22 protein-coding genes and 3 tRNA genes are annotated in these 21568 nt (G+C 71.5%); 19 read left to right on the top strand and 6 right to left on the bottom strand.

From position 1 onward, the window contains the following. Positions 1-204 precede the first annotated feature (204 nt). Together ACFZDK_RS01150 and ACFZDK_RS01155 are read right to left on the bottom strand one after the other, a co-directional pair. Complete coding sequence (locus ACFZDK_RS01150; protein WP_390968576.1) at positions 205-1563, bottom strand: sensor domain-containing protein; 1359 nt, start codon at positions 1561-1563, stop codon at positions 205-207. A gap of 178 nt (positions 1564-1741) precedes the next feature. Next, a complete protein-coding gene (locus tag ACFZDK_RS01155) occupies positions 1742-2932 on the bottom strand; it encodes a sensor domain-containing protein (RefSeq protein WP_390968578.1) in 1191 nt (396 codons plus the stop codon). A gap of 238 nt (positions 2933-3170) precedes the next feature. Here ACFZDK_RS01155 and ACFZDK_RS01160 point away from each other — a divergent pair, with 238 nt between their 5' ends. The 13 genes from ACFZDK_RS01160 to ACFZDK_RS01220 all read left to right on the top strand — a co-directional run bounded on the left by ACFZDK_RS01160 (position 3171) and on the right by ACFZDK_RS01220 (position 15617). Next, complete coding sequence (locus tag ACFZDK_RS01160; RefSeq protein ID WP_355709555.1) at positions 3171-3581, top strand: NADH-quinone oxidoreductase subunit A; 411 nt, start codon at positions 3171-3173, stop codon at positions 3579-3581. Continuing rightward, entirely contained in the window at positions 3572-4177 is a 606-nt protein-coding gene (locus ACFZDK_RS01165; protein ID WP_390968580.1) for an NADH-quinone oxidoreductase subunit NuoB, read from the top strand. The genes ACFZDK_RS01160 and ACFZDK_RS01165 overlap by 10 nt, the downstream gene beginning before the upstream one ends. Next, positions 4174-5736, top strand: coding sequence for an NADH-quinone oxidoreductase subunit C (locus ACFZDK_RS01170; protein WP_390968582.1), 1563 nt, complete (start codon positions 4174-4176; stop codon positions 5734-5736). Before ACFZDK_RS01165 ends, ACFZDK_RS01170 begins: the two co-directional genes overlap by 4 nt. Then, a complete protein-coding gene (locus ACFZDK_RS01175; protein ID WP_355709549.1) occupies positions 5733-6701 on the top strand; it encodes a complex I subunit 1 family protein in 969 nt (322 codons plus the stop codon). The genes ACFZDK_RS01170 and ACFZDK_RS01175 overlap by 4 nt, the downstream gene beginning before the upstream one ends. Before the next feature lie 2 nt (positions 6702-6703). Beyond that, complete coding sequence (locus ACFZDK_RS01180; protein ID WP_390968584.1) at positions 6704-7339, top strand: 4Fe-4S binding protein; 636 nt, start codon at positions 6704-6706, stop codon at positions 7337-7339. Beyond that, positions 7336-7977: an NADH-quinone oxidoreductase subunit J gene (locus ACFZDK_RS01185; RefSeq protein WP_390968586.1), complete on the top strand. Its 642-nt coding sequence runs from the start codon at positions 7336-7338 to the stop codon at positions 7975-7977. Before ACFZDK_RS01180 ends, ACFZDK_RS01185 begins: the two co-directional genes overlap by 4 nt. Next, a complete protein-coding gene (gene nuoK, locus ACFZDK_RS01190; protein ID WP_359210432.1) occupies positions 7977-8354 on the top strand; it encodes an NADH-quinone oxidoreductase subunit NuoK in 378 nt (125 codons plus the stop codon). The genes ACFZDK_RS01185 and nuoK overlap by 1 nt, the downstream gene beginning before the upstream one ends. After that, entirely contained in the window at positions 8351-10345 is a 1995-nt protein-coding gene (locus ACFZDK_RS01195; RefSeq protein ID WP_390968588.1) for an NADH-quinone oxidoreductase subunit L, read from the top strand. The genes nuoK and ACFZDK_RS01195 overlap by 4 nt, the downstream gene beginning before the upstream one ends. Before the next feature lie 6 nt (positions 10346-10351). After that, positions 10352-11926: an NADH-quinone oxidoreductase subunit M gene (locus ACFZDK_RS01200; protein WP_390968590.1), complete on the top strand. Its 1575-nt coding sequence runs from the start codon at positions 10352-10354 to the stop codon at positions 11924-11926. Further along, a complete protein-coding gene (locus ACFZDK_RS01205; protein ID WP_390968592.1) occupies positions 11923-13446 on the top strand; it encodes a proton-conducting transporter membrane subunit in 1524 nt (507 codons plus the stop codon). The genes ACFZDK_RS01200 and ACFZDK_RS01205 overlap by 4 nt, the downstream gene beginning before the upstream one ends. Before the next feature lie 240 nt (positions 13447-13686). Continuing rightward, positions 13687-14550 (top strand): zinc metalloprotease HtpX, encoded by an 864-nt coding sequence (htpX, locus tag ACFZDK_RS01210; RefSeq protein ID WP_355709537.1) that lies wholly within the window; start codon positions 13687-13689, stop codon positions 14548-14550. After that, positions 14547-14939: a YccF domain-containing protein gene (locus ACFZDK_RS01215; RefSeq protein WP_390968594.1), complete on the top strand. Its 393-nt coding sequence runs from the start codon at positions 14547-14549 to the stop codon at positions 14937-14939. The genes htpX and ACFZDK_RS01215 overlap by 4 nt, the downstream gene beginning before the upstream one ends. Before the next feature lie 111 nt (positions 14940-15050). Beyond that, complete coding sequence (locus ACFZDK_RS01220) at positions 15051-15617, top strand: SMI1/KNR4 family protein (protein WP_390968596.1); 567 nt, start codon at positions 15051-15053, stop codon at positions 15615-15617. A gap of 49 nt (positions 15618-15666) precedes the next feature. Here ACFZDK_RS01220 and ACFZDK_RS01225 read toward each other — a convergent pair whose 3' ends face one another. Further along, on the bottom strand, positions 15667-16911 hold the full coding sequence (locus tag ACFZDK_RS01225) for an amino acid permease (RefSeq protein ID WP_390968598.1): 1245 nt from the start codon (positions 16909-16911) through the stop codon (positions 15667-15669). A gap of 188 nt (positions 16912-17099) precedes the next feature. Here ACFZDK_RS01225 and ACFZDK_RS01230 point away from each other — a divergent pair, with 188 nt between their 5' ends. After that, on the top strand, positions 17100-17366 hold the full coding sequence (locus ACFZDK_RS01230; RefSeq protein WP_355709529.1) for a GlsB/YeaQ/YmgE family stress response membrane protein: 267 nt from the start codon (positions 17100-17102) through the stop codon (positions 17364-17366). Positions 17367-17394: 28 nt separating this feature from the next. Here ACFZDK_RS01230 and ACFZDK_RS01235 read toward each other — a convergent pair whose 3' ends face one another. Continuing rightward, complete coding sequence (locus ACFZDK_RS01235; RefSeq protein WP_390968601.1) at positions 17395-17883, bottom strand: YajQ family cyclic di-GMP-binding protein; 489 nt, start codon at positions 17881-17883, stop codon at positions 17395-17397. Positions 17884-18110: 227 nt separating this feature from the next. Here ACFZDK_RS01235 and ACFZDK_RS01240 point away from each other — a divergent pair. Continuing rightward, positions 18111-18192: transfer RNA gene (locus tag ACFZDK_RS01240), tRNA-Tyr, on the top strand. 183 nt (positions 18193-18375) lie between these two features. After that, the gene (locus tag ACFZDK_RS01245) at positions 18376-18588 is read left to right on the top strand and encodes a hypothetical protein (protein ID WP_390968603.1); all 213 of its coding nucleotides are present in this window, start codon (positions 18376-18378) and stop codon (positions 18586-18588) included. 74 nt (positions 18589-18662) lie between these two features. Here the strand turns inward: ACFZDK_RS01245 and ACFZDK_RS01250 are convergent, their stop codons facing one another. Both ACFZDK_RS01250 and ACFZDK_RS01255 read right to left on the bottom strand, forming a co-directional pair. Then, positions 18663-19319, bottom strand: coding sequence for an NAD(P)H-binding protein (locus ACFZDK_RS01250; protein ID WP_390968605.1), 657 nt, complete (start codon positions 19317-19319; stop codon positions 18663-18665). Between the two features lie 197 nt (positions 19320-19516). After that, positions 19517-20794, bottom strand: coding sequence for an amidohydrolase family protein (locus ACFZDK_RS01255; RefSeq protein WP_390968607.1), 1278 nt, complete (start codon positions 20792-20794; stop codon positions 19517-19519). Positions 20795-21061: 267 nt separating this feature from the next. On the opposite strand from ACFZDK_RS01255, the gene ACFZDK_RS01260 reads away from it, so the two are divergent. From ACFZDK_RS01260 to rpmG, 3 genes are all read left to right on the top strand, one after another. After that, a tRNA-Thr gene (locus ACFZDK_RS01260) sits at positions 21062-21134 on the top strand. Between the two features lie 44 nt (positions 21135-21178). Beyond that, a tRNA-Met gene (locus ACFZDK_RS01265) sits at positions 21179-21251 on the top strand. Positions 21252-21341: 90 nt separating this feature from the next. Beyond that, a complete protein-coding gene (gene rpmG, locus ACFZDK_RS01270) occupies positions 21342-21506 on the top strand; it encodes a 50S ribosomal protein L33 (RefSeq protein WP_003948671.1) in 165 nt (54 codons plus the stop codon). Positions 21507-21568 lie beyond the last annotated feature (62 nt).

Raw genomic sequence — 21568 nt, forward strand, 5'->3', positions numbered from 1 at the left:
CGAGTCAAAACAGGCCGTCCGGCGTCCGAGAACGAGGCGTCCGGGCCCGAAGGGGGGCCAGAGGCGGCAGCCCCCCGAACAGGGGAGGACAGCCTCCGGATGACGGGACGCAGGACGGGACCGAGCACGACGGGAAGACCGAGTACGACGGGAAGGAGGAGCGGGACAGAGGCTCGGACGGATGGCGGCCCGCCCCTCCCGGCCTCAGCGCCGCCAGGGCAGCTCCGCCGTCACCCGCGTCGGCCCGCCCACCGGCGAGTCCACCACGAGGATCCCGTCGACCGCGTCCAGCCGCTCGGCCAGTCCCGCGAGCCCCGACCCCTTGGTCGTGTCCGCACCGCCCACGCCGTCGTCCGTGACCTGCAACATCAGCCGGTCCTCGCTGCGCCACACGTCCACCGCCGCGGCACTCGCCCGCGCGTGCTTGCTGATGTTCTGCAGCAGCTCGGACACCGTGAAGTACGCGATTCCCTCGATCGCCGCCGCCGGCCGCTCCACCAGGTCGACATCCACCTGCACCGGCACCGTGCAGCGCGAGGCCACCGAGGACAGCGCCGCGTCCAGCCCCCGGTCGGTCAGCACGGCGGGATGGATACCGCGGGCCAGGTCCCGCAGCTCCTGCAGCGCGGTCTTCACCTCGCCGTGCGCCTCGTCCACCATCCGCGCCGCGGCCCGCGGATCCTCCTGCAGCTTCTCCTTCGCCAGACCGAGCCCCATCGCCAGGTTGACGAGACGGGCCTGCGCGCCGTCGTGCAGATCCCGCTCGATCCGGCGCAGATCGGCGGCCGCCGTGTCGACGACGACCCCCCGGTCCGACTCCAGCTCCACCACCCGCGACGCCAGCTTCGACGGCCCGAGCAGCCCCTGCACCATCACCCGGTCCACCAGCGTCAGCGCCCGTACGATCCACGGCGTGGCCAGCGTGAACAGCAGCCCCACCAGCGCGGTCACGGTGATCTCGAAGGGGTTGTCGAGGTAGACGCTGTGGTGGGCGTCGCCGTACAGCTGGATCCCGCCCTGGCCGGCCCACATCGGGAAGACCCAGAACCACAGCGGGTACGTCAGCAGGGCCCAGCCGTACGCCCAGAAGTTCAGCGCGACCACGAAGGAGAACGTCGACCAGGGGAACTGCAGGACCGCGTAGAGCAGATGCCGCCAGGACGTGCCGCTTTTCAGCACCGCGCCCATCCAGGCGAAGAAACCCGGCTTGCGCATCCGCAGCGGCTCCGGGTCGGCCACCTCCAGCTTCAGCAGCCCACGCGCGCGTGCCCGCTCCAGCGCCCCGAAGCCCCGGCACCCGGCCAGGGCCACCGCCAGCAGCGGGATCCCGATGAAGGTCACCAACAGACCGACACCGAGGGACAGCATCGTCACCGTCCACACGAACAGCGTGACGCCGATCGGAAAGCCCAGCAGCACATAGCCGAACTCACGCCAGCTGCGCGCCTCGAACGGCGCCCGCAGCGCGGCGGGCACCCGGTGCCGACGCCCGCCGTACGGCTCGTACAGCCCGTGGTCGTACCCGTGGTCCTGCCCGTACCCGTGTCCGTACTCCGTGGCCATCGGCGTCGTCCCGTCCTGTCCTGTCCCGGCTCGCCCCATCGGCGGCGCTGTCCTGCCGTACCTCCACCCTGCTGTGCCGCAGGTCCACGGACCATGGAGGCCGTCGGCGTCTTGGAAGGGGGGTTTTCCCCACCCCTCCCCTGCCCTCCGTCCTGCGAGTCCGCGCTGCGAGTCCGTTCTAAGAGCGGTCGCGCCAGGGCAGCTCGGCGGTGACCGTCGTAGGACCGCCGGCCGGCGAGTCGACGACGAACAGGCCGTCCACCGCGCCCAGCCGGTCCGCGAGTCCGCGCATCCCGCTGCCGCCGTCCAGGTTCGCGCCGCCCTGCCCGTCGTCCCGTACCTGGATCAGCAGCCGGTCCTCGGTCCGCCAGACCTCGACCGAGGCGCTGCGCGCCCCGCTGTGCTTGCTGATGTTCTGCAGCAGCTCGGAGACGGTGAAGTAGGCGATGCCCTCGATCGCGGGCGCCGGTCTGGATGGCAGGTCGGCGGTCACCTGCACCGGCACCGTGCAGCGCGAGGCCACCGAGGACAGCGCCGCGTCCAGCCCCCGGTCGGTCAGCACCGCCGGATGGATGCCCCGGGCGAGGTCCCTGAGCTCCTGGAGGGCGAGCTTCACCTCGCCGTGCGCCTCCTCGACCATCGCGGCGGCCGAGTCGGGATCCTCCAGCAGCTTCTCCTTCGCCAGACCGAGCCCCATCGCCAGGTTGACGAGACGGGCCTGCGCGCCGTCGTGCAGATCCCGCTCGATCCGGCGCAGATCGGCGGCCGCCGTGTCGACGACGACCCCCCGGTCCGACTCCAGCTCCGCGATCCGGCGCTCCAGCTCGTCGGAGGGCGACAGCAGCCCGCGGACCATGGCCCGGTCCGCGTTCGACAGCCCGCGCGCGATGAACGGCAGCACCGGCCACAGCACGAACAACGAGGTCAACGTGATGCAGAAGGTGAGGATGCCCCACGGCAGCCGGATGAAGTCGTACAGCAGCGTCCGCCAGGCCACCGGATCCTTCAGCGTCATCCACAGCCGCTGCGTGCCCGCGCCGCGCTTGGCCAACGGCAGCGGAGTCGGCTCCTCCACCCGCACCCCGAGCAGCGCACGCGCGCGTGCCCGCTCCAGCTTCCCCAGCTGCCGGGCCCCCAGCAGGGTCGCGGCGAGCAGGGGTATACCGATCACCGTCAGCGTCAGTACACCACTCACCCACAGCGTCGTGCTGACGTAGACGAAGCCGAACAGCGCCATCGGCAGGTTCAGCAGAAGGTGCGCGACCTCCTTCCAGGTGTGGCCGTCGAGGGCGAAGCGCACGGGCGGCAGCCGCTCGCGGTCTTCTCTGCCGTCGACGGAGGCGGGGGATCGGGGTGCTGGTGCGGTCATATGCGCCAGCGTGCCGTGTGCCGTGGCGCCGCGCCATGGAGTTCGCCGCCCGGGTCGGACTGGGGAAAACCCCACCACCGGCTCCGGTGTCGCGTCCCACCGTGTGACGGCCTGCTTACCGTGTCTTTATCAGGGCCTAGACTCCCGTGCGTACAGATCGTCGAATCAAGAGTTGACTGAGGTCACGACAGCGGACCGGGTCAGGTCTGTTGTCTGTCGAGGGAGCGAGGGACGGGCAATGCGGGAGACGGTGGGTGGTGAGCCGACCGTGGTCGTCGCGGCGGGCTACTTCGCGTCCTACTCGGTCGTGGGACTGCTGGCACTCGTCGGCGTGCTCTTCGTCGCCGTCGCCTTCGGGGCCGGCCGGCTGCTGCGCCCGGTGGTCCCCACGCCCGAGAAACTCCTCACCTACGAGTGCGGAGTCGACCCCGTCGGCGAGGGCTGGGCCCACACCCAGGTCCGCTACTACGTCTACGCCTTCCTCTACGTCATCTTCGCCGTCGACTCGATCTTCCTGTTCCCCTGGGCGACCGTCTTCGCCGCCCCCGGCTACGGCGCCACCACGCTCGTGGAGATGTTCGTCTTCCTCGGCTTCCTCGCCGTCGGCCTGCTGTACGCATACAAGAAGGGCGTCCTGACATGGACGTGACGCCGGAGCCAGTTCCGCTGCCGGAGCCGAAGAGGCTGGGCACGCTCGCCCGCCTCGCCCCCGAGCCGATGAAGGTCGTCCTCAACTGGGGCCGCCGCTACTCGCTCTGGGTCTTCAACTTCGGCCTCGCCTGCTGCGCGATCGAGTTCATCGCCGCGTCGATGGCCCGCCATGACTTCATCCGCCTCGGCGTGATCCCCTTCGCGCCGGGCCCTCGCCAGGCCGACCTGATGGTGGTCTCGGGCACGGTCACCGACAAGATGGCCCCGGCGGTCAAGCGCCTGTACGAGCAGATGCCCGAGCCGAAGTACGTCATCTCCTTCGGCGCCTGCTCGAACTGCGGCGGCCCCTACTGGGACTCCTACTCGGTCACCAAGGGCGTCGACCAGATCATCCCCGTCGACGTCTACGTCCCCGGCTGCCCGCCCCGCCCCGAGGCCCTCCTCCAGGGCATCCTCAAACTCCAGGAGAAGATCGCCGCCGAATCCCTGGGCGAGCGCTACGGCACCTCCCGCCCCTCCACCGCGGCCCTCCAGAGCGGCCTGGTCCTGCCGCCCGCCCCCGCCGGGGAAGCACCGCAGGGGGACACCCGATGACGGCCCCGACCGGCTGGCTGCCGGCCCCCGTCGAGGAACTCTTCGGCACGGACGCCACGGCCGACGAGTCCTACGACGTCCTGACCGTCGACGTCCCTCCCGCCTCCTGGCTCACTGCCCTGGACACCGCCCGTACGACCCTCGCCTGCACCTACTTCGACTGGCTGAGCGCCGTCGACGAACCCGGCACCGGCTTCCGTGTCTCCGTCCATGTCGTCGCCCTCGCCCCGGTCCGCCGACTGCTCCTGCGTACCACGGTGCCGCACGCCGCCCCTGAACTCCCTTCCGCCGTCGGCGTCTACGCGGGCGCCCGTTGGCATGAACGCGAGACCCACGAGATGTTCGGCGTCCGCTTCACCGGCCACCCCGGCCTCGACCACCTCCTTCTCCCGGAAACCTTCGAAGGCCACCCCCTCCGCAAGGACTTCGTCCTCGCCGCCCGCGTCGCCAAGGCCTGGCCCGGCGCCAAGGAACCGGGCGAGTCCGACCACGGCGGCCCCAGGCGCCGCCAGATGCTCCCCCCGGGCGTCCCCGACCCCAACGAATGGGGACCCCTGAAGGGCCAACTCCCCCCTGCCCCCGCCCGCCCGGCACGAGCCGCGGCAGGACGTGCTGTCGGCGAACGCCCGGCCCGCGCGGCCGGTGACCGTCCGGTACGGCGTACGCGCACGGCCGCGGAAGGCTCGGTCGGCCAGGCGCCCGCCACGGAGGTAGCGGCTGCCGACGCACCGCCGACGGCGGCACCGGCGGGCCGGGCCCGCAGCGCGAGCGAGGGATCCGCGACACAACGGACCGCTCCTGGGGACCAGCCACCGTCGGCTCCGCGCCGGGCGCGCAGTGCCGGTGAGGGGTCCGCTTCGCAGCGGGAGGCATCCCCGGCCGAGGAGACCGCCACGCAGGAGGAGCCGCCTACCGCCCCCCGGGGTCCGCGCCGGGCACGCACCGCCTCGGGCGGCTCCGCTTCCCAGCGCGCGCAGGAGACGGCGCAGACGGCACCACCGACGGAACCGGCCGCCCCCCAGGGCACCCCGGCCGGCTCGGTCGGCCCCTCGGCCTCGCGCAGTTCGGACGCGCCGTGGCACCACGCCCGCCCTGCCTTCGACGAACCGGAGGCGGCAGAGCGGCCGGCGGATGCCACCCCCGAGCCGACGGAGACGCCCGAGGTCGGGCCCACCTCCGAGGAACCGCGGCCGGCATCGGGTGAACCGACGCCCGAGGCAGCCGTACCGGAGCCGGGCGATGCGAAGCCTGCCGAGCCAGAGGTGCCTGAGGCTTCCGAGGCGTCTGAGACTGTCGAGGCGCCTGAGGTGCCTGAGACTGCCGAGGTTCCCGAGGCGGCCGCCGCGCCCGAGGGCAACGGGCCGGACAGTTCGACCCCCGAGACCCCTGCCCCCGATGCCCCGGATGCCTCCGCTCCCGAGGCTCCGGTCTCCGAGGCGCCCACCTCCGACGCTCCCCACAGTCCTGAAGCCCCGGCTCCCAACAACGCCGACGCTGACGCCGACCCCGGACGACCTTCCGGTCCCCGCGACGACCACCGCCCAGGAGGCCCGCAGTGAACGACGCCCTGGACGTCGCCCTGCGACTTCTCGTCGTGTTCGTCGTCTTCCTCACCTTCCCCCTGATCGTCGGTCAGACCGAGCACAAGGTGATGGCCCACATGCAGGGCCGCCTCGGCCCGATGTACGCCGGTGGCTTCCACGGCTGGGCCCAGCTCATCGCCGACGGCGTGAAGTTCGCGCAGAAGGAGGACGTGGTCCCGGCGGGTGCGGACCGGCGCATCTTCCAGCTGGCCCCCGCCGTGGCGCTCCTCCCGTATCTGCTCGTGCTGCTCGCCATTCCGATCGGCCCGGGCGAGGGCGCCGTCGGTCAGGTCCTGGACGCCGGTGTCTTCTTCGTACTGGCCGTGATGGGCGTCGGCGTCCTCGGCTCGCTCATGGCCGGCTGGGCCAGTGCCAACAAGTTCTCCCTCCTCGGCGGTCTGCGTACCGCCGCCCAGCTCCTCGCCTACGAACTCCCGATGCTGCTCGCCGCCGCCTCCGTGGCGATGGCGGCCGGCACGGTCTCCCTGCCCGGCATCGTCGCCGCCTTCCACTGGTGGTGGCTGCCCTGGCAGATCACCGGCGGACTGGTCTTCTTCATCGCCGGCCTCGCGGAGCTCCAGCGGCCCCCGTTCGACATGCCCGTCGCCGACTCGGAGATCATCTTCGGCGCGTACACCGAGTACACCGGCCTCCGCTTCGCGCTGTTCCTGCTCGCCGAGTACGCCGGGATCGTCGTCCTGTGCGGACTGACCACCGTCCTCTTCCTGGGCGGCTGGCACGGCCCGTGGGGCGCCGACGGCCTCGGCTGGCTGTGGACCCTGCTGAAGACGGCGATCCTCGCCTTCGTCGTGATCTGGCTCCGCGTGACCTACCCCCGGCTGCGCGAGGACCAGTTGCAGAAGTTCTCCTGGACGCTCCTCGTCCCCCTTTCTCTCGCCCAGATCGCCCTCACCGGCATCGTCAAGGTGGTGATCTCCTAACCATGGCTCCCCTTCCCGGCAGCGGCCTCGCCAAGGGCCTGGCCGTCACCCTGCGCACGATGACCCGGAAGTCGGTCACCGAGCAGTACCCGGACGTCCTCCCCGACCTCCCGCCCCGCTCCCGGGGCGTCATCGGCCTGTTCGAGGAGAACTGCACGGTCTGCATGCTCTGCGCCCGTGAGTGCCCCGACTGGTGCATCTACATCGACTCCCACAAGGAGACCGTCCCGGCGGCGACCCCGGGCGGCCGTGAACGCAGCCGCAACGTCCTGGACCGCTTCGCCATCGACTTCTCCCTGTGCATGTACTGCGGTATCTGCATCGAGGTCTGTCCTTTCGACGCGCTGTTCTGGTCGCCAGAGTTCGAGTACGCCGAGACCGACATCCACGAACTCACCCACGAGCGGGACAAGCTCCGCGAGTGGATGTGGACGGTCCCGGCCCCGCCCGCCCTCGACCCCGGCGCGGAGGAACCGAAGGAGATCGCCGCCGCCCGCAAGACCGCCGAGAAGCTCGCGACCGCGCAGGCCGAACAGAGTGCGCAGGCCGAGCGGGGCGCCCAGGCCGAACAAGCCGCGCAGGCCGCACCGGCCGATTCGGCCGCCGACCGTGCCGAGCCGGGGGAGGGGGAGTCGTGAGCCTCCTCGCCCAAGCGCCGCACGGCTTCCTGTCGCCGACCGGTGTGGAGGTCGCCTTCCTTCTCGTCGGGCTGGTCACCTTCGGCGCCGCGCTGATCACGGTCACCACCCGCCAGCTGGTGCACGCCGCCCTGTGGCTGGTGGTCGCCCTCGGCGGACTCGCCGTCGAGTACCTGCTGCTCACCGCCGAGTTCATCGCCTGGGTGCAGGTCCTCATCTACGTGGGTTCCGTCGTCGTCCTCCTTCTCTTCGGTCTGATGCTCACCAGGGCCCCGATCGGCCGCTCCCCGGACGCCGACTCCGAGAACCGCTGGGTCGCCCTCGCCGTGGCCGTGTCCGCCGCGGCCGCCCTGGTCTGGGTGGTCGTGGACGCCTTCCGCGCCACCTGGATCGACCTGGGCGGTGCCGCCGCCGGCTCGACGAAGGTCACCGGCGCGAGCCTCTTCCAGAACTGGGTCCTGCCCTTCGAGGCCCTCTCCGTCCTCCTCCTCGCGGCCCTGGTCGGCGCGATCGTCCTGTCCCGGAAGGCGAAGGCGGAGTCGGCCCCGCCCCCTGTGAACGACCGGTCCGTCACGCAGAGTTCCCCCTCCGTCACGGATTCCGGGATTCACCCGATCGAGCAGGAAGGCGCCCGCTGATGCACCTCGCCTATCCCGCCGTCCTCTCCGCTCTCCTCTTCTGCACCGGCCTGTACGGCGTCCTCGCCCGCCGCAACGCGATCCTGGTCCTGATGTCGGTCGAGCTGATGCTCAACGCCGTCAACCTCAACCTGGTCGCCTTCGACGTGTGGCTGAGCAAGGCGGCCCGGGACACCCTGCACTCCGGCCAGGCGCTGACCCTCTTCACCATCGCCATCGCCGCCGCCGAGATCGGCATCGGCCTGGCGATCGTCCTCGCCGTCTACCGCAACCGCGGCACCTCCGACATCGACCGGCTCCGCGACACCGCCGAGGGCCACGAGCACGGCTCGCCCACGGACGGGACGGCCGACGAGAAGGCTGAGGCCACCGCGTGACCACGACCACCCTCGCCGTCCTCGTCCCCCTCCTTCCCTTCCTGGCCGCCGTCGCCGGCCTGCTCCTGGGCCGGACGGCTCCCGGGTTCGTCCGCCCGCTCGCGGTCCTGCCGACGCTCGCCGCGCTCGCACTGGCCGTCGCGGTCGCCGTCGACCAGGGCGGCGGCCGGGCCGTCCAGGGCCACACCGAACTCACCCCGACCGGCTCGGTGCCGATCGAACTCGCCCTGTACATCGACGGCTTCGCCGCCCTGGTCGCCGTCCTGGTCGCCTTCGTCGCCACCTGTGTGCAGATCTACTCGACCGGCTATCTCCGCGACGACCCGCGCTACCCCTCGTACGCCGCCCTCATCTCCCTCTTCACCTCCGCGATGCTGCTGGTCGTCTACTCCGGCGACCTGATCGTGCTGCTGGTCGGCTGGGAAGTCATGGGCATCTGCTCCTACTTCCTCGTCGGCCACTACTGGGAGACCCCCGAGGCGCGCGCCGCCTCCCTCAAGGCCTTCCTGGTCACCAAGCTCGGCGACGTGCCGTTCCTGATCGGCCTGTTCGCGCTGGCCACCGACGCCGGGTCGTTCCGCATCACCACGGTCCTCGCGACCGTCGCGAACGGCGGACTGCACCACCCGGCTCTGGTCGGCCTGCTGCTCCTGTGCGGTGTGGCGGGCAAGTCGGCGCAGTTCCCGCTGCACACCTGGCTCCCCGACGCGATGGCCGGCCCGACCCCTGTCTCCGCGCTGATCCACGCGGCGACGATGGTCGCCGCCGGTGTCTACTTCGTCGCCCGGCTCCTCCCGGTCTTCGAGGCCTGCGCGGCCGTGATGGTCGTCCTCGCCGCCATGGGCGCCGTCACGATGGTCGGTTCGGGCCTCGCCGCGCTCGCCCAGGACGACATCAAACGCGTCCTCGCCTACTCGACGATCGGCCAGCTCGGCTACATGACCGGCGCCCTCGCCGTCGGCGACCGCGGTGCCGCCGTCTTCCACCTCCTGTCGCACGGCGCCTTCAAGGCGCTGCTGTTCCTCGCGGCCGGCGTCGTCATCCACGCAGCCGGCACCAACTCGCTGGCCGTCATGTCCCGCACCTCCGGCCTGCGCGACCGCGTCCCGGACGCCTACTGGACGATGACTGTGGCGCTGCTCGCACTCGCCGCGATCCCTCCCTTCAGCGGCTTCTTCTCCAAGGAGTCCGTCCTCGGCGCCGCCGAACACGCCGCCACCGGCCACACCGAGCACGCCCCCGGCGCCGCCGGCTGGATCGTCCTCGTCGCGGGCCTGGCAACCGCCCTGCTCACCGCCGCGTACGCGACCCGGCTGTGGCTTCTGGCCTTCCGGGGCCGGGGAGCCGAAGCCCCGGACCACGGCCGGCAGCCGCTGTCGATGACCGTGGTGCTGTGGGTCCTGGCCGTCCCCTCCCTGGCCTTCGGCGGGCTGGCCTACCGCTCGCTGCCCGGCTGGTTCGACGGCCGTGCCCTCGCCCCGACCCTCACCACCTCGATCCTCGGCACCGGCCTCGCGCTGGTCGGCGGACTCGCCACCTACGGCGCCTGGCAGCGCACCAGCGCCCTGGCCGCCCGCACCCCGCTGGGTGCCGTGGCCGCCCACTCGGAGGGCGACGCCGGACTCGTCGAGGCCGAGGCCATCGCCGCCCACAAACCGGCGTTCGGTGACGTGGCCTACGCACCCGACCCGGCGGACCCCGGGCGGCTGCTGCTCGGCCCGCTGCACCGGCACGCCGCCGAGGGCTTCCACCTGGACGCCGTCTACGACGCGCTGTTCGTCCGCCCGCTCCTGGCCGCGGCGAGCCTCGTCCAGTTCCTCGACCGCGAGGTCGTCGACACCTATGTGCGCGGGGCGGGCGCCCTGCCCCGCCTGCTGGGCGCCGCCGTACGGCGTGCCCAGACCGGCAACGTCCAGACCTATGTGAGCGCGCTGCTCGCCGGCACCGTCGTCCTGGCGGTCGCCGTCCTCCTCGTCGCCACGGGAGCGTGAGCAGGCGTGATCGATATCAGCGAGTCCGTGATGCAAGTCCTTCTGGCATTGATCGTCGTCGGCCCGCTCCTCGGCGCCGTCGCCGCCCTACTCCCCGCCCCGCCCGGGCTGAAGGGGAAGTCACCCGAGCAGGCCGTGCTCCGCCACGGCGTGACCGTGACCGGCGCGATCCTCATCGCCGCGATCGTCCTCGCGCTCGGCTTCGACCACGACCATCCGTCGAGGATGCAGGCCACGACCGACATCAGCTGGATCCCCGCACTCGACGTGCGCATCCACCTCGGCATCGACGGCATCTCCCTCCCCCTGGTGGTCCTGACCGCGCTGCTGAGCTTCCTCTGCGCGCTCTACTCGTACTTCAACATGCCCGCGGGCCCGTCCCCGAAGGCCTTCGTCGCCCTGCTGCTCGTCCTGGAGTCCGGTACCCTCGCGAGCTTCGCCGTCCTCGACCTGCTGCTGTTCTTCCTCGCGTTCGAGACGGTGCTCATCCCGATGTACTTCCTCATCGCCCGCTGGGGCGGCGAGGGCCGGACCCGGGCCGCCTGGAAATTCATCCTCTTCACGCTGCTCGGGTCCGTCGTGATGCTGCTGGGCCTGCTCCTGATCGGAATCAAGGCGGGCACCTTCGACATGGTGGCACTCGCCACTGACAACGGCCGGTCGCTGACCACATCCGTGCAGGTCGTCGCCGTTCTGGCGATCGGGATCGGGCTCGCGGTCAAGACCCCGATGTGGCCCCTGCACAGCTGGCTGCCGGACGCCCACACCGCCGCGCCGACCGTCGGCTCGGTGCTGCTGGCGGGCGTCCTGCTGAAGATGGGCACGTACGGGTTCGTCCGGATCCTGCTGCCGGTCGCACCGGACGGATTCCGTACCTTCGCGCCGTACCTCGCCGCGTTCGCCGTCGTCGGGATCATCTACGGATCCCTGGCCTGCCTGAACCTGGCGAAGCGCGGCGTGCGGGGCGACCTCAAACGCCTGATCGCCTACTCCTCCGTCGGTCACATGGGCTTCGTCCTGCTCGGCATCGCCACCATGACCCCGACCGGCGTCAACGGCGCCCTGTTCGCCAACATCGCCCACGGCCTCATCACCGGCCTGCTGTTCTTCCTGGTCGGCGGCCTGAAGGACCGCACCGGCACCACCGACCTCGACACCCTCGCCGAGGAGACCGGCGCCGCGCTCTACGGCAGGGCGCCGCACCTCGGCGGCCTGCTCGCGTTCGCCGCCGTCGCCTCGCTCGGGCTGCCCGGCCTCGCCGGGTTCTGGGGCGAGATGCTGGCCCTGTTCGGCGCGTTCGAGCCGGCCGCCGCCCTGAGCCGCCCGGCCTTCCTGACCTTCATGGCGATCGCGGCCTTCGGAACCCTGCTGACGGCGGCCTACATGCTGGCCGTGGTCCGCCGCGTCTGCATGGGCGCCGCATCGCAGGAGGTACCGAAGCTCGCCGACGTCCGTACGTACGAGTTCGCGGCCTGGACCCCGCTCGTCGTCCTCACCGTCGTCGCCGGACTGTGGCCCAGGGCCCTGCTCGGCCTGACCGACCCGGCCGTGCAGCAGCTCCTCTCAGGAGGCACCCGATGAGCGCCCTGGCCCAGCCGCTGGCCGCCAACCTCGTCCAGTCCGTCGACTGGCTCGCCGTCGCGCCGCCCACCCTCACCGCGGTCGTCGCACTCGCCGTCCTGGTCGCCGACCTCTTCGTGCCCGAGGCCAGAAAGCCGCTGCTCGGCTGGGTCTCGGTCGCCGGACTCACCGCCTCCGCCCTCCTGTTGCTGCCGCTCCTCGACCACGACCGCAGCACCTTCTGCCTGCCGGGCGCCACGCGCGCGTGCAGCTACACGGCCGACCGGTTCACCCTGGTCGTGCAGCTCCTCGTGCTCGGCGGTGCCCTGCTCACGGCCCTGCTGTCCGTCACCACCCTCAAGGACGGCAACCGCCGCTACCCCCAGGGCGAGTTCTGGTTCCTGCTGCTCTCCTCGGCCGCCGGCGCCGCCCTGCTGCCCGCCTCCCGCGACCTCGCCACCCTGATCGTCGCCCTGGAGGTCGCCTCCCTGCCCGCCTTCGCCCTCGTCGGCATCCGGCACGGCGACGCGAAGTCCTCCGAAGCGGCCCTGAAGTTCTTCCTGTCCTCGGTGACCGCGACCGCCGTCAGCCTCCTGGGCGTCAGCTTCGTGTACGCCACCACCGGCAGCCTTTACCTCACCCAGATCGCCGACCGCATCCAGCACGTCGACGGACAACTGCACACCCTCGCCCAGACCGGCGTCGTCCTCACCCTCGTGGGTTTCGCGTTCAAGACGGCCGCCGTCCCCTTCCACTTCTGGGTGCCCGACACCTACGTCGGCGCCCCGCTCCCCATCGCCGCCTACCTGTCGGTCGTCGGCAAGGCCGTCGGCTTCTCCGGCCTGATCCTGGTCACCGTCGTCGCCTTCCCGTCCTACGCCGACGTCTGGGGCCCCGCACTCGCCGCCCTGGCCGCCCTCACCATGACCATCGGCAACGTCGCCGCCCTGCGCCAGCAGGCCACGCGCGCGTACAGCTCGGTACGGCTGCTCGCCTGGTCGTCGGTCGGGCAGGCCGGCTATCTGCTGGTACCGATCGCCGCCGCCGCGTACACCAAGGACGCTGAGCAGGCCATCGGCTCCACCGTCGCCTACGCCCTCATGTACGCGGCCGTGAACCTCGGCGCCTTCGCGGTGGCCGCCCTGGTGGGCCGTACGAGGGAACTCAACCGGATCACCGACTACCGCGGCCTGTACGCCAGGAACCCGCTCACCGCGCTGCTCCTGGCCTTCTTCCTGCTCTGCCTGGCCGGACTCCCACCCGGCATCATCGGCGTGTTCGCGAAGGTCACCGTCTTCTCGGCCGCCGTCGACGCGGGCCTCGGCTGGCTCGCCGTCGTCATGGCCGTCAACGTCGTGATCGCCCTCTTCTACTACCTCCAGTGGGCAGCCCTGCTGTTCCGCACCCCCGAGGGCGAGCCCGCGCGGCACCACCTCCCGGCGCCGCTCACGGCCGCGCTCGCCCTCACCGGCGCCCTGGGCGTCGCCCTCTCCGGGGCACCGCAGCTGGTACTCCGCTTTGCCGCCACCGGCCTGTTCTGACCCCCGTCCACGCGCATGTGAAGCCCTTCACGCGCGCGTGCGACCAACCCGCACCCGCCCTCACCCGGACGGCTCACGCGGCGCACAGCGGACACAAGGGAACTAGCGGCCGCCGCCTGGCGTTGACCAGTGCGGGAGGGTCCACTGGACGTGACACCACGGCACACCGGTGGCATCACCGATCGGAAGGCAGCAGCGCAGGCAAAGGGTTCCCCTGCCGCACGACTTGGAGGGCGTACCGTGCACCGCCGGCACAACGGGCTCAGGACCGCAGTTCTCCTCGGGGGACTGTCGGCACTCATCATCGTCATCGGCAGCTTCTTCGGCCGGACGGGTCTGATCGTCGCGGTCCTCGTCGCCCTCGGCACGAACGCGTACGCGTACTGGAACAGCGACAAACTCGCGCTACGCGCGATGCGCGCGCGCCCGGTGAGCGAGTTTGAGGCCCCGGCCCTGTACCGGATGGTCCGCGAGCTCTCCACCCAGGCCCGCCAGCCCATGCCCCGCCTCTACATCTCCCCGACGGAGGCGCCGAACGCCTTCGCGACGGGCCGCAACCCGCGCAACGCCGCCGTGTGCTGCACGGAGGGCATCCTGCGGATCCTGGACGAGCGGGAACTGCGCGGCGTCATCGGCCACGAGCTCAGCCACGTCTACAACCGCGACATCCTCATCTCGTCGGTCGCCGGCGCCCTCGCCTCGGTGATCATGTTCCTGGTCAACTTCGCCTGGCTGATCCCGGTCGGCCGTTCGGACGACGACGACGGCCCCGGTTTCCTCGGCCTGCTGCTGATCATGATCCTGGGCCCGCTCGCCGCCACCGTCATCCAGCTGGCCATCAGCCGTTCCCGGGAGTACGAGGCGGACGCCTCCGGCGCCCAGCTCACCGGCGATCCGCTCGCCCTCGCCGGCGCCCTGCGCAAGCTGGACGCCGGCACCAAGCAGCTCCCGCTGCCCCCCGAGCCCCGGATCGAGACCGCGAGCCACATGATGATCGCGAACCCCTTCCGCCCGGGCCAGGGACTGTCCAAGATGTTCTCGACGCATCCGCCCATGGCGGAACGGATCGCCCGGCTAGAGAAGATGGCAGGTCGCCCGCAGTGAAGACCATCCTGAACATCATTTGGCTCGTCCTGAGCGGCTTCTGGCTGTTCCTCGGCTACCTGCTGGCGGGCGTGATCCTCTGCATCACGATCATCGGCATTCCCTTCGGCATAGCAGCCTTTCGTATCGGCGTGTACGCCCTGTGGCCCTTCGGGTACACGACTGTCGAGCGGCGCGACGCGGGCGCACCCTCCTGCATCGGGAACGTCCTGTGGCTGGTCCTCGCCGGCTGGTGGCTGGCGCTCGCCCACATCGTCACCAGCGTCGCCATGTGCCTCACGATCATCGGAATCCCGTTCGGCATCGCCAACTTCAAGCTGATCCCGGTTTCCCTGCTCCCGCTGGGACGCGAGATCGTGCCCACGGACCAGCCGTTCGCCACCCGCTGACCGCACCTCATCCGGCGCTCCTGGCACCCGAGTTGTCCACAGCCCGAGAGCGCCGGCGAAGGTTGTCCACAGGCCGCCCCGATTGTCGGTGGTGGCCTGCATCATGAAGCCATGACCGAGATCGAGCAGTTGCTGGCACGGGTGACCGCACAGGCCCACGACTCACGTCCGTGGGGCTGGCCCACGCTTCCCGCGCCCGTCGACGCGGCCACGCTCGACCGTGCCCGGGAGGCCCTGGGCTTCCCTCTGCCGCCCCTGCTCGCGGCGCTCTACGCGCGGGTGGGCGACGGCGGCTTCGGCCCGTCGTACGGCCTGCTGCCCCTGCTCGACGCCGCTCCCTCCGGTGAACCGGCCGCCGTCGTCCAGTACCTCACCAACCGCGAGTACGGCCGCAAGAACCCGGAGTGGCCCTGGCCCGAGGGTGTCCTGCCGATATCCCACTGGGGCTGCGGCATGTACGCGTGCGTGGACTGCAGCACCCCGGAGGCCACGGTCCTGCTCTACGAGCCGAACGCCGACGAGGCGGACGGCGCCTGGTTCGTGGACGCGCCCGCTCTCACCGACTGGCTGCGCGTCTGGCTGGACGGCACGGGCTGGTACGAGGAGACCGACGAGGGCACGGATCTGGCCCCCTGGGCCGACTTCCGGGTACGCACCGCCGCGGAACAGGCCTCCTGAGAGACCGGGTCTCCACAGGACGCGGCTCCTCCGAGGCCGAGAACACCGTCTACCGAGCCGCGGCCCACCGCCGTACGGCATACGCCGCCGCGCCCACCACCAGGACGGCCGCCCCGGCGGCCACCGACGTCAGCGGCAGCGCGAACGCGAGAACCGCGCAGCCCAGCAGCCCCACCAGCGGAACCACGCGCGCACGCGGCGCCGGATCGAGCGTCCACGCCGAGGCGTTGGCCACCGCGTAGTACGCCAGCACACCGAAAGAGGAGAAACCGATGGCACCGCGGAGGTCCGCGGTAGCCGCCGCCACGGCGACCACCGCGCCCACGGCCAGCTCCGCGCGGTGCGGGACCTGGAAACGCGGGTGCACGGCGGCCAGCGTGGGAGGCAGATGGCCGTCGCGGGCCATGGCGAGCGTGGTCCGCGACACCCCGAGGATCAGCGCCAGCAAAGAGCCGAGCGCGGCGACCGCGGCCCCCACCCGCACCACGGGAACCAGCCCCGGCACCCCGGCCGCCCGCACCGCGTCGGCCAGCGGCGCGGCTGCCCGCCCGAGCCCGTCCGCGCCCAGCACCGAGAGCACGGCCACCGCCACGCACGCGTACACCACCAGGGTGATACCGAGGGCCAGCGGAATCGCGCGCGGGATGGTGCGCGCCGGATCCCGCACCTCCTCGCCGAGGGTCGCGATCCGCGCGTAGCCGGCGAACGCGAAGAACAGCAGGCCGGCCGCCTGAAGCAGCCCGCCGATCCCCGCCGACAGCCCGACGTCCAGCCGCCCGGCGTCCGCCCGCCCGGACGTCAGGCAGACGACCACCACGGCAGCGAGGACCGCCAGCACCACGGCCACGATCAGCCGGGTCAGCCACGCCGACTTCTGGATGCCGCCGTAGTTCACGGCGGTCAGCGCCACCACGGCCGCGACCGCCACCGCGTGCGCCTGCCCCGGCCAGACGTAGGCGCCCACGGTCAGGGCCATCGCAGCGCAGGACGCCGTCTTCCCGACGACGAACGCCCAGCCCGCGAGGTACCCCCAGAAGGCGCCGAGCCGCTCCCGCCCGTACACATAGGTGCCGCCCGACTGCGGATAGCGGGCGGCGAGGCGGGCCGAGGACATGGCGTTGCAGTAGGCGACCAGGGCGGCGACGGCCAGCCCGGGCAGCAGCGCCGACCCGGCCGCGCGGGCCGCCGGGCCCAGGGCGGAGAACACGCCGGCACCGACCATCGAGCCGAGGCCGACGAGCACGGCGTCCCGCACCCCGAGCGTGCGTCGCAGAACGGGTGGGGAGGCAGTCATGCGGCGAACCCTACTGATCCACGCAACCGTGCGGCATCGCCCGGTCGTCCTCCTCATCGACACGAGACGAACAGACGCGCGACGCCCCTGTGCGGACGGCTAGGGCTGCCTGTCCGGCACAGCCGGACCAGACCGAAATCACAGGGCCGGAACAGTGCGAACACAGCGCGGAAGGGCAGGTTCAGGACATGGGCATCATCAGCTGGATCATCCTGGGACTGTTGGCCGGCGCCATCGCCAAATTCCTGCTGCCGGGACGTGACCCCGGCGGCTTCATCGGCACGACCCTCATCGGCATCGTGGGTGCGTTCCTCGGCGGCTGGATATCGGCCCGCTGGCTGGACCACCCGATCACCAAGAACTTCTACGACGGCGCGACCTGGGTGGCGGCGATCGGCGGCTCGCTGGTCCTGCTGATCGCCTACCGCCTGCTGTTCGGCAACTCGCGCGACTGAGCGCGCCACGACCACCGGCCGGCGATGACTACCGGTAGTTCACGAACTGGAGGGCGAAGTCGAAGTCCTGGCCCTTCAGGAGGGTGATCACGGCCTGGAGGTCGTCGCGGCTCTTGGAACTGACCCGCAGTTCGTCGCCCTGGACCTGGGCCTTCACGCCCTTGGGGCCCTCGTCACGGATGATCTTCGCGACCTTCTTCGCGTTCTCCTGGGAGATGCCCTCCTCGATCGACGCGAAGAGCTTGTACTCCTTGCCGGAGAGCTGCGGCTCACCGGCGTCCAGCGCCTTCAGCGAGATGCCGCGCTTGATCAGCTTCGACTGGAAGACGTCGAGGATCGCCTTGACCCGCTCCTCGGAGTTCGCCTGCATCAGGATCTTCTCGCCGGACCAGGCGATCGAGGCGCCCACGCCCTTGAAGTCGTAGCGCTGCGAGACCTCCTTCGCGGCCTGGTTGAGGGCGTTGTCGACCTCCTGCCGCTCGACCTTCGAGACGATGTCGAAACTGGAGTCGGCCATGTCCTGTGGCTCCTTGTATCGGGGGGCGTAACGGGATGCGTTCCGGCACGGGGCGGCGGCCGCCGCGCCCGGTGTGGGGACCGGGCCGCATCCGCACCAGCCTAGCCACCCCGCGTCCCTCGGGCGGCGATCAATCGGGTGGCGAAGCACCCCATGGGATCGGGTATTGTTTACGTCGTTGCCAGGGAGCACCGCCGAAAAGCGGTTCGACTTGGTGGCAAACCCCCGGCGGTGTGCCCGAGCGGCCAAAGGGAGCAGACTGTAAATCTGCCGGCTTCGCCTTCCCAGGTTCGAATCCTGGCGCCGCCACTTTGGGGAAGACCCCCTCCGGACTGTGGAAACACAGACCGGAGGGGGTCTCTTCGTTGTGCCGTGGGTTGTGCCCAGTGGCTGCGTGAGGTGCCCCACACCGCAGACGCCAGGACCGACCGCACGGCCCTGGACCCCCACGGTCCCAGGTACGTGCGCCCCGCCCCGGGGCACACTGAACGCATGCCCTCCCGACGCAGAACCTGTCCGGTGTGCCACCGCGAAATCGCCGTCGTGGCGGGCCGCTTCGCGCGGCACGACCCGCCCGGGGCGCGGGAGACCGCCGACCTGGTCTCCTGCGCCGGCTCGCGACGGCAGGCCCAACTCGGGGCGGTCCAGCCGTCGTTGGACGGCTACGCGGTGCCGGACTTCCCCGGGCAGCTGCCGCTGTTCTGAGCACGCCCACTGGCGGCTGCCGGCCACTGTCACTGTCAGCTGCTGTCACAAGACCCAACGGCCGGGCGTCGGGTTCAGTTCCCGGCCACCGACTTCACGGCCACCGTGACCGGCGTCGAACCCCCGATCAGCTCCAGGGTCAGACCGGCCGTCGCCGGGGTGTCCACCAACTCCGCCAGCACGGCGGCCACGTCGTCACGGGTGACCGGCCCCCGGCCCGTGTGCGCCTCCAGCCGCACCAGGCCGGTGCCCGGCTCGTCCGTCAGCGAACCGGGGCGCAGGATCGTCCAGTCGAGGGTGCCCTGCCGGGTGACATAGGTGTCGGCCTCGCCCTTGGCCCGCAGATACACGTCGAAGACGTCGTCGCCCTGGTGCGCCGGATCCGCGCCCATCGAGGAGACGACCACGAAACGGCGTACGCCCGCGCGTACGGCCGCGTCCGCGAACAACACCGCCGCGCCCTTGTCCACCGTCTCCTTGCGGGCCGTACCGCTGCCCGGGCCCGCGCCCGCCGCGAACACCGCCGCGTCCGCTCCCCGCAGCTGCTCCGCGACCTCCTCGACCGAGGCCGACTCCAGGTCGAGCAGCACCGGTTCGGCACCTGCCGACCGCAGGTCGTCGCCCTGCTCGGCCCTCCGGATGATCCCCGCGACCTCGTCCCCACGCGCGGAGAGCAGCCGCTCCAACCGCAACGCGATCTGACCATGACCACCAGCGATGACAATGCGCATGTTTACGACCGTACGCCCGAAGCCCCGCGTACGCCGTACGACTTCATGCGCCCCACCCACCCGTGTGGTCCCGCCGAGGCGTCCCGCCGGGCTCGGCCCTTCCGCGGGCCCGCACCCTGCGCGACGTGCGCTCCCCATGCCCTCGCCCGCACATCGGCGCCCACGTGCTTGTCACACGCCCCGGCGCACCGCCAGGCTCAGGACAACTCTCCCCGCCCCTGGCGCGGCAGCCCCAGTTCCGCCGCCACCGCCGAGTTGCAGTACTCGCGGACCGCGCTGGTGCGTGCCACCACGCGCCCCCGGTGCACCACGATCCGGCTGTAGGCGAGGGAGAGGGCGCCGGCCAGATGGTCGCCGCGTACCGCGAGGAGTTCGGCGGGGAAACCGGCCTCCACACGGACCTCGGGGAGGCCGAGGGCGGCGCGGGAGGACGCGCTCACGGTGTCGTAGGCGTCCTCGGCGCGCAGACCGTGGCGGGAGGCCAGGAGATAGGCCGCCTCCAGGGGGTCGCCGCGGCCGACGGGGTTCGACAGGTCGCGCAGGGCACCGCTGCCGGCGGCGACCCGCACCCCGGCCGCGCGCAGCAGCCGTACCGGAGCCGTGCCGCGGCGGTCGACGGAGCCGCAGCCGCCCTGGGGCAGGCACACCACCGTGACGCCGGCCGCGGCGAGCTGGTCCGCGACCCGGGCGGCCGCCTCGGCAGGCAGGCGCGAGAGCCCGGCGCACGGGCCGAGCGTCACGCCGGGGCGCAAGCCGCCCGCCATCGCGGCGAGCCTGGCCAGCCGGGCCGGATCGACGGCGTCCGTGTGCAGATCGACCGGGCAGCCGTGCTCGGAGGCCACCTCCAGGACCGCCTCCGCGTACCCCGTGGGATCGGGATCCAGGTCGGGGCAGCCGCCCACCACGGACGCGCCCATCTTCGCGGCGTCCCGCAGCATGGCGAGCCCGTCGGCGCCCGCGATCCCGGTCAGCACGCGCGGCATCGCGACCGCCGTCAGCTCCGCGAGCCCGCGCAGCGAGCGGCGCGCCTGGAGGACGGCGGCGAGGGCGCCCAGCCCCTGGACGTCGCCCACGCGCACGTGCGCGCGGACGGCCGTCGAGCCGTGCCCGAGCTGCAGCAGGGCCGCCTCGGTGGCGCGGCGCTGGACGTCCTTCGGGTCGTACGGTACGGGGCCGCCGCGATCGGCGGAGAGCGCGGTGTCGCCGTGGGCGTGCGGTTCGGCCGGGGCCGGCAGGAGCAGGTAGCCGTTCAGGTCCACGCGCGCGCCGCCCGCGCGGGCCGGGCCCGGCGCCAGGCTGCCGGCCGTACCGACCGCCTCGATGCGCCCGCCGCCCAGCCGTACGTCCACGGTCCTGCCGTCGGTGAGCCGTGCCCCGCACAGCAGGAGCACGGAGTGGTCGGACTGGCCCGAGGAACCCGAGGAGCCCGAGGAGTTGGACGACGACGAGGGCGGCTGCGGCTGGCTGTCGGGCATCGCGCTCCAGGTAGGTCGGTCCAGGCAATGGACTCAAGATCACGCAGAGTGAGTCGAGCCTAAAGTGGCGAGCCGCGCGGGGCGGGGAGGAGCGCAATAGTCGTACCGGAGCCGTCGGACCTGCGGGGAACGGGTTCGAGGCGTGCGCGTGGGGAGCGTCGGAAGGGGTCCGAGAGGCTGCCGTGAGCCGTGCGGAAGGGGCCGGGAAGGGCGGCGGGAAACGGATTTGGGTGAACGGCGGCCGAGCGTGTAATGTCTTCATCGCTCGCCCCAATAGCTCAGTCGGCAGAGCGTCTCCATGGTAAGGAGAAGGTCTACGGTTCGATTCCGTATTGGGGCTCTGGTGTGAGAGGTCCCGTCGCGAGGCGGGACTGATCTCATCAAAGCGGTGTAGCTCAGTCGGTAGAGCAAGCGGCTCATAATCGCTGTGTCACCGGTTCAAGTCCGGTCACCGCTACTGACAGTAGCCGATTGCGGGGTCGGTCCTTCGATCGGCTACTCTTTTGTGCGTTGAATCAGTCCATCCGTTCGTCTTAGGAGCACTCACGTGGCTGCCACCGACGTCCGCCCGAAGATCACGCTGGCCTGCGTGGAGTGCAAGGAGCGGAACTACATCACCAAGAAGAACCGGCGTAACAACCCGGACCGTCTTGAGATGAAGAAGCACTGCCCGCGTTGCAACGCGCACACCGCGCACCGCGAAACGCGATAACAAACAGGCTCGTCCGTGAGGCCGTCCCCGCTCGGGGGCGGCCTCACGGCGTTTCGGCAGAC

The organism is Streptomyces sp. NPDC007901 (genome assembly GCF_042959465.1).
In the GTDB taxonomy this organism is placed as follows: domain Bacteria; phylum Actinomycetota; class Actinomycetes; order Streptomycetales; family Streptomycetaceae; genus Streptomyces.